At 74.9% G+C, this 7,051-nt stretch carries 7 protein-coding genes; 2 read left to right on the top strand and 5 right to left on the bottom strand.

Going from position 1 to position 7,051, the window contains the following annotated elements:
• Positions 1–364: 364 nt before the first annotated feature.
• Together hemQ and hemG are read right to left on the bottom strand one after the other, a co-directional pair.
• The gene (hemQ, locus tag ACXVGS_RS12805) at positions 365–1,066 is read right to left on the bottom strand and encodes a hydrogen peroxide-dependent heme synthase (RefSeq protein WP_458529955.1); all 702 of its coding nucleotides are present in this window, start codon (positions 1,064–1,066) and stop codon (positions 365–367) included.
• Between the two features lie 4 nt (positions 1,067–1,070).
• Positions 1,071–2,489 carry a protoporphyrinogen oxidase gene (hemG, locus tag ACXVGS_RS12800; protein WP_458537019.1) on the bottom strand — a complete coding sequence of 473 codons (1,419 nt, stop codon included), beginning with the start codon at positions 2,487–2,489 and terminating at the stop codon, positions 1,071–1,073.
• Positions 2,490–2,608: 119 nt separating this feature from the next.
• On the opposite strand from hemG, the gene ACXVGS_RS12795 reads away from it, so the two are divergent.
• A complete protein-coding gene (locus tag ACXVGS_RS12795; RefSeq protein ID WP_458537018.1) occupies positions 2,609–3,598 on the top strand; it encodes a DUF4349 domain-containing protein in 990 nt (329 codons plus the stop codon).
• Here ACXVGS_RS12795 and ACXVGS_RS12790 read toward each other — a convergent pair.
• The 3 genes from ACXVGS_RS12790 to ACXVGS_RS12780 form a co-directional block, all read right to left on the bottom strand.
• Positions 3,558–4,307, bottom strand: coding sequence for a maleylpyruvate isomerase family mycothiol-dependent enzyme (locus tag ACXVGS_RS12790; protein WP_458537017.1), 750 nt, complete (start codon positions 4,305–4,307; stop codon positions 3,558–3,560). The genes ACXVGS_RS12795 and ACXVGS_RS12790 overlap by 41 nt on opposite strands.
• Positions 4,308–4,431: 124 nt before the next feature.
• Positions 4,432–5,478: a uroporphyrinogen decarboxylase gene (hemE, locus tag ACXVGS_RS12785; protein WP_458533924.1), complete on the bottom strand. Its 1,047-nt coding sequence runs from the start codon at positions 5,476–5,478 to the stop codon at positions 4,432–4,434.
• Between the two features lie 97 nt (positions 5,479–5,575).
• On the bottom strand, positions 5,576–6,406 hold the full coding sequence (locus ACXVGS_RS12780) for an EamA family transporter (RefSeq protein ID WP_458529960.1): 831 nt from the start codon (positions 6,404–6,406) through the stop codon (positions 5,576–5,578).
• A 62-nt stretch (positions 6,407–6,468) separates the two neighbouring features.
• Here ACXVGS_RS12780 and ACXVGS_RS12775 point away from each other — a divergent pair, with 62 nt between their 5' ends.
• A complete protein-coding gene (locus ACXVGS_RS12775; RefSeq protein WP_458529961.1) occupies positions 6,469–7,050 on the top strand; it encodes a DUF3000 domain-containing protein in 582 nt (193 codons plus the stop codon).
• Position 7,051: the final 1 nt, after the last annotated feature.

Genomic DNA, 7,051 nt, shown 5'->3' with positions numbered 1-7,051 from the left:
GTGCACCACCTCGACCAGCCCGGTCAACGCCTCCGCCGCCGCGTCCACCGCGGCGAACCTCTCGGCGAACGACACCTCTGCCCCACCCGGCACCTCCGCAGGCACGCCACCGGACCCGCTGGCCGCGGCCCCCTGACGACGATCCCCCTGGTGCATGATTCGAACATAGATTCGACCACTGACAGGCCCTGCCCGTCGTTCGGACCATCGGGCGAAGGTCAGGCAGCGCGCCACCCGACGGCTCCGGCCGGGTGGCGCCCCGCCGGACCGGAACCAGCTCGACCGAGCCGCCCACACGGCATACCGGCCGACGGCAGCGCCCACCGTCCCGAGAGGACGGTGGGCGCCGTGAGCCAGGCGAAGGTCAGGGCAGGGCGGCCAGCAGGTCGGCGACCTCGACGCGGGGGCCGGTGAAGAACGGCACCTCCTCGCGCACGTGCAGCCGTGCCTTCGACGCCCGCAGGTCGCGCATGAGGTCGACGATGCGGTGCAGCTCGTCGGCTTCGAACGCCAGCACCCACTCGTAGTCGTTCAGCGCGAACGAGGCGATGGTGTTGGCCCGCACGTCGGGGTAGCCGCGCGCCATCTGCCCGTGCTCGACGAGCATGTCGCGACGCTCCCTGTCCTCCAGGAGGTACCAGTCGTAGGAGCGCACGAACGGGTAGACGCAGATGTAGCGCTTCGGGTCCTCGCCGGCCATGAACGCCGGGATGTGGCCCTTGTTGAACTCGGCCGGACGGTGCAGCGCGGCCGAGGACCAGACCGGGGACAGGTGCCGCCCGAGCTCGGTGCGCCGCAGCCGGTGGTATGCCGACTGCACGTCCTCGATCCGCTCGGAGTGCCACCACACCATGAAGTCCGCGTCGGCGCGCAGGCCGGCCACGTCGTAGACGCCGCGCACGACCACGCCCTGTGCGGCGACCTCGGCGAAGAGCGCCTCGACCTCGGCGGCAAGCTTTGCCCGGTCCTCCGGCAACGGGGCGCTGACCTTGAAGACCGACCACATCGCGTAGCGGATGGAGTCGTTGATCTCGCGGATCTGGCTGGCGCTGGGCTTCGGGCTCATGGCCTCATTCTCCCCCGGCTGTGGGCCGCCCCTTCAGGTGGGTGGCGACGGCGAGCGCCGCCGCCCGCCCGGAGCCGATGCAGGCCGGGATGCCCACCCCCTGGTATGCCGCGCCGGCGACTTCCAGCCCCGGCAGGCCGGCCACCGCCTCACCGATCCGGGCCACGCGGTCGACGTGGCCCACGGCGTACTGCGGCAGCGCACCGCCCCACCGCTGGACGTGCGCGTCGACCGGCGCCGGCAGCCGGCCACCGAGTGCCTCGCCGACCTCCTTGTGGGCCACCGCAACCAGGTCCTGGTCGGCCCGCTGGAGGTCCGCCTCCTCGCCGTGGCGGCCGATCGAGGCCCGCAGCACCACGAGGTCACCGGCCGCCTCGGCCACCCAGCCCCACTTGGCGCCGCTGAAGGTCGACGCCTTGATCGTGCGCCCCTCGACCGGGGGCACGAGGAAGCCCGAGCCGGGCAGCGGCGGCATCCCGGCCCGGGGCAGGACCAGGCTGACGATCGCCATGGACGCGTAGTCGACCCCGCCCAGCTCGGCCGACGCGCGCGCGCTGTGCGGGGCGAGCAGCCTGGCGGCAGGGGCCGCGGGCACGGCCAGGACGACCGCATCCACGTCGAGCGCCACCGGGGCGGGCGCCGGCCCGGTGACCAGGCGCCAGCCGCCTGCCGTGCGCTCTAGCGACCGCACGATGGTGTCGCTGACGACGCGTACGCCACGGGCGACGAGGGCGGCGTGCAGCGACTCGGCAAGGGTCGCCATGCCGCCGCGCAGGCCGGCGAACACCGGGGTGCCGTCGGCGGCTGCTGCGGACGCGGCCCGTTCCGCGGCCACCGTCAGGGACTCACCCCGCACCGCCGCCTGCCACAGTGCGGGGACCGTGGCCTGCAGGGACAGCAGGCGGGCGTGCCCGGCATACACGCCACCGAGCAGCGGCTCGACAAGGCGGTCGACGACCGCCGGCCCGACCCGCTCGGCGACGTAGTCCCCGACCGACACGTCCCGGGTCAGCGGCGTCACGGGCAGGTCGCGCTCCTGCTCGTCCCGCGCGATCTCCTCGGCGTCGAGCAGCCCGAGTGCCGCCGCCGGGTTGGCCGGCACCCCCATGAGGGTGCCGCCGGGCATGGGGTGCAGCGCGCCGCGGGACCAGACGCTGGCCCGGGTGGTGGCTGGGTGGACCAGCGCACCGGCCAGGCCGAGCCCGGTGGCCAGGTCCAGGCCCTCGGGCCGACGCGCCAGCATCGACTCGGCGCCCACGTCGATCCGCACCCCGCCGACGACGGCCGAGCGCAGTTTGCCCCCGGGACGGTCGGACGCGTCCAGCACGACCACCTCGGCACCGGGCAGGTCGTGGACCAGCTGCCATGCCGCCGCCAGCCCGCTGATCCCCCCACCGACCACGGCCACCCTGGTGCTCGCCATGGCCGCAGCCTCTCAGCCCCGTGACCGGATCGAAACCGTGGGTCAGGAACTCCCGTCCGGACCGGGGCCTCCAACCGGCAAGCACGGCAGCCCGACCGATCACCATCCCGGAGGCCCCCATGGACCCACGCACCGCGCCTGTCCTCCACCACTCGTCCCGCTCCCGCCGCCGGCGCGCCTGCGGGGTCGCCGTCGCCGGGGGGCTCCTGGTCGCCGTCCTGGCCGGCTGCAGCTCCACTGGCAGCTCCACCTCTTCCTCGGCGGGTGCCGCGTCGCAGGTGGGGGGCTCGTCCGTCCCCGGCGACCAGAAGGCGCCGCCTGCCTCCGGCGCGTCATCGCCCGGCTCCGGAGCGGTCACCCAGGTGGTGGCCGCGGAGCGCAAGATCACCCGGACCGCGAGCCTGTCCATCCAGGTCAAGGACGTCGCCGTCGCCGCGAGCGCGGTGCGCGCCGTGGCCGACGGGGTCGACGGGTTCGTGCTCAACGAGCAGCTCGGCAAGGACGGTGGCCCCCAGCCCCTCACCGGCGCCACCCCGAGCCAGACCTTCAACGGCTTCGGCACGATCACGCTGTCCGTCCCGGCGGACAGGCTCGACGCCACGATCGACCAGCTCGCCCGCGTCGGCACGGTCCTGTCCCGCAGCACGACCAGCCAGGACGTCACCGACCAATACGTCGACACCGCCAGCCGGGTCAAGACGATGCAGGCGAGTCTGGACCGGGTGCGCGCACTCCTCGCCCAGGCGACGAACATCGGCCAGGTCGTCTCGCTGGAGTCCGAGCTGAGCCGGCGCGAGGCCGACCTGGAGTCGCTGCAGGCCCAGCTGGCCGCGCTCAAGGGCAGCGTGGACCGCTCGACCGTGACCGTCACCCTGAGCACTCCGGCCGTCGTCGCGGCCACGGTGGACAACACCGGCTTCCTGGCCGGCCTGCGCCAGGGCTGGCACGCCTTCCAGGCGTCGGTCACCGCGGTGCTCACCGTCGTGGGTGCGCTCCTGCCGTTCGCGGCCCTGGTCGGCCTGGCCGGCTGGCCGCTCTGGCGCTGGCTGCGCCGCCGTCAGGCCGGCGTCACCGCGTCGCCAGCCCCAGCCGCTCCCGGAGCTCCGTGACCACAGCCTCCTCACCCGAGACGTCCGGGCGCGGACCGCGACCCCACAGCCAGAGCAGCACCTCCGAGGGCTCACCCGAGACGGTGGCGACGGCCCCGCCGGACACGGCCCGAAGGACGTCGACCCGGTCCGGCCCCAGGGTGACCTCCCAGTCGTGGCCGCCGCTGGACACCACCACGGCGGCCCCGCTGGCGGTCCCCACCGGGGCGTCGCTCCAGTCGCCCGCGAGCATGATCATGAGCACCTCGTCGATCCCGTCCACGGCGAGGTCCGCCGCGACGGGTGTGCCCTCACCGGCGGCGCTCTCGACGTCGCGGCGGTGCACCGAGGTCTCGTGCGCCATGCGCCGCACCCAGAACCCCACGCTCTGGTCCGGCGGCCACCAGGTCCGCGCGTGCCCGGCCGGGTCGCGCTCGTCGAGCTCGGCCACCAGCTGCCCGTGGGCGTCGTCGATGAGCCCGAGCGGCTCGGCCTCCTCGATCCCCTCCGGCGGCCACGGGTCGGGCCAGTCGCCGCGCCGCATCGTCTCGACCTTGTGCAGGTAGACCAGCGCGGTGTGCCGCAGCACGTCCGCCCCGACCCATCCCTCGCATTCGGGCACCGGGCGGTCCAGGGCGCGCGGGGCCACCGACCGCAGGCGGGCAAAGTCCTCCTCGAGGACCTCTCGGTAGCGCCGGGCACCCAGGCCGTAGGGGTAGAGCTCGCTCATGACCCGACCGTAGGACGCGGCGCCGACAGGTGCGTGCCGGACGGTGCGCCCGCCCCCGGTATGCCGGGGGGTCGCCCGCGCAGACAGGCGCGTCGTGCCCGCGCCGACCTGCGCGTCGCGGGCCTCAGCGCGCGGACACCTCGTGCACCAGCTCGACGACGCGGGTCAGCACGTCGGGGTCGGTCGAGGGCAGCACCCCGTGGCCGAGGTTGAAGATGTGCCCGGGTGCGGCCTTCCCCTCCTCCACGATCGAGCGGACCCTGGCCTCCAGGGCCTCCCACGGCGCGAACAGCAGCGCGGGGTCCAGGTTGCCCTGCACGGCATACCGGTCACCGAGGCGGGCGACCGCGTCGGTGAGCGAGACCCGGAAGTCGACCCCGACGACGTCCGCCCCGGCGGCCCCCATCGCGGCGAGCAGCTCACCGGTCCCGACCCCGAAGTGGATCTTCGGCACGTCCGGGCCGGCCACGGCCGCGAGCGCCGCCGCGGAGTGCGGCTGGACGAAGCGCTCGTAGTCCGTCCGCGGCAGCGCGCCGACCCACGAGTCGAACAGCTGCACCGCCGAGGCGCCCGCCGCGGCCTGCACCCGCAGGAACTCCCCGGAGATCTGCGCCAGCCGGGCGCACAGGTCGTGCCAGAGCTGCGGGTCGCCGTACATGAGCGCCTTGGTGTGCTCGTGGTTCTTCGACGGCCCGCCCTCGACGAGGTAGGACGCCAGGGTGAACGGCGCCCCGGCGAACCCGATCAGCGGGGTGTCGCCGAGCTCGGCCACGAGCAGGCGCACCGCCTCGGTGATGTAGGGGACGTGTTCGGGGGTCAGCTCCGGCAGCCGGTCGAGGTCGGCGCGGGTGCGCACCGGCTTGGCCACGACGGGGCCCACCCCGGCGACGATGTCGAGGTCGACGCCCACGGCCGCGAGCGGCACGACGATGTCGCTGAAGAAGATCGCGGCGTCCACGCCGTGGCGGCGCACCGGCTGCAGCGTGATCTCGGTGACCAGGTCGGGCCGCCGGCACGACTCCAGCATGCCCACGCCCTCACGCACGGCGCGGTACTCCGGCAGCGACCGGCCGGCCTGGCGCATGAACCACACCGGGGTGTGAGGCACGGACTGCCGGCGGGCGGCGCGGACCAGGGGGCTGTCGTGCAGGGGCGTGGGGGCGTCAGTCACCCGTGAATCCTCCCACGCAGCAGCAGCCCCTCCGTCACCTCGTAGCGGCCACCTCCGCCCGCCCGCCCGCCACCGCCCGCACACGCACCGGCACCGCTCAGACCGGCACGGTCATCCCGACGACGCCGAGGACGGTGAGGGCGACCCCGGCCAGCTGCACCCGGCGCAGCCGCTCGTGCAGCAGGTACCGCGCCCAGACCACGGTGACCACGGGGTAGAGCGAGCCGAGCACGCTGGCGACACTGACCAGCCCGCGTGAGGAGGCGAAGGCGAACAGGCCGTTGGCGGTGACGTCGCCCAGGCCGATGGCCGCCAGGGCGGGCACGTCGCGGCGCCGGGTGCCGGCGACGGTGCGCAGGGCCAGGGCAGCGGTCCCGAACAGCAGCACGCTGACCAGGCGCATCCCCCACAGGGTGTCCAGCAGGGAGACCCGCGCGCCCCGGTCGAGGCAGTACAGCGCCAGGCCGAAGCCGACTGCCGCCAGGCACGCCAGCACCACGGGGCGGGGCGGCACGGCGCCGCTGAGCTCGGGGCCGGAGGCCAGTGCCGCGCCGAGCACCGCCACCGCCATCCCTGCCCAGGCGAGCGCCGGCGGCTGCTCGCCGCCCAGCAGACCGAGGACCACCGGGACGACGGCGCCGAGAGAGGAGATCGGGGCGACGACGCCCATGGTCCCCGAGCCCAGCGCGGCGTAGAAGCTGACCAGCCCGAGGGTGCCCGAGAGCCCGGCGGCCAGCGCCCACCCGGGCCAGCCGTCGAGGGTCAGGTCGGGCAGCCGCACCATCACGACCGCGCTGAGCGCGACGAACGCGCACGCCTGGGAGACCCCCACCACCGCCGGCGCGGCCAGGCTGCGGGATCTCAGCCCCGCGAAGAAGTCGGACGTGCCCCACACCGCACTCGAGGCCAGGGCCAACAACGCCAGCATCGCCGCACCGTATCCCGGCGCGCCGCGGGTCACGTCGGCCCCCGTCGGCTTACCCTCATGGTGTGGGTGGTCGAGGTCTCCCCGGTGACAGCCCGGTTGAGTTCACGCGCGCTCTCCAGGAGCTGCGCGACGCACGGATGCGCCCGGAGGTGCGCCTCACCGAGGTGCCCGCACCACAACGCATCGCCCCGTATGCCGTGGCCCTCACCGCCGAGGTCGTGTCCCAGCGCGCCGACGAGGAGCTGGCCTCCGGCCGGTTCGTGCTGCTGCACGACCCGTCGGAGCCGGAGCCGTGGGGCGGGCCCTGGCGGGCGGTGACCTTCGCCCGGGCCGAGCTCGAGGCCGAGCTCGCCAACGACCCGATGCTGGGTGCCGTCGGCTGGTCCTGGCTGGTCGACGCCCTCGACGGCCGCGGCGCCCGCCACACCGCCGAGGCCGGGACGGTGACCCGCGTGGTGTCGGAGAGCTTCGCCGGCCTCGCGGACCGCCGGGCCAGCGTCGAGATGGAGGTGCGCGCCTCCTGGACGCCGACGGACGACGCGCTCGGCACCCACCTGCAGGCGTGGGCCGACCTGCTGTGCACGGTCGCCGGGCTGCCACCGCTGCCCGAGGGTGTCGTGGCGCTGCCTGCGCAGCGCCGATGAG

The organism is Oryzihumus sp. (genome assembly GCF_054325275.1).
Note: the sequence above shows the minus strand (reverse complement) of the source record. Positions and strands in the feature narration are given on the sequence as shown.

Bases quoted from the DNA above. Each gene is read 5' to 3' on its own strand.
- hemQ (WP_458529955.1), bottom strand. From the start codon at position 1,066: ATGAGCCCGAAGCCCAGCGCCAGCCAGATCCGCGAGATCAACGACTCC.
- hemG (WP_458537019.1), bottom strand. From the start codon at position 2,489: ATGGCGAGCACCAGGGTGGCCGTGGTCGGTGGGGGGATCAGCGGGCTG.
- ACXVGS_RS12795 (WP_458537018.1), top strand. From the start codon at position 2,609: ATGGACCCACGCACCGCGCCTGTCCTCCACCACTCGTCCCGCTCCCGC.
- ACXVGS_RS12790 (WP_458537017.1), bottom strand. From the start codon at position 4,307: ATGAGCGAGCTCTACCCCTACGGCCTGGGTGCCCGGCGCTACCGAGAG.
- ACXVGS_RS12780 (WP_458529960.1), bottom strand. From the start codon at position 6,406: ATGCTGGCGTTGTTGGCCCTGGCCTCGAGTGCGGTGTGGGGCACGTCC.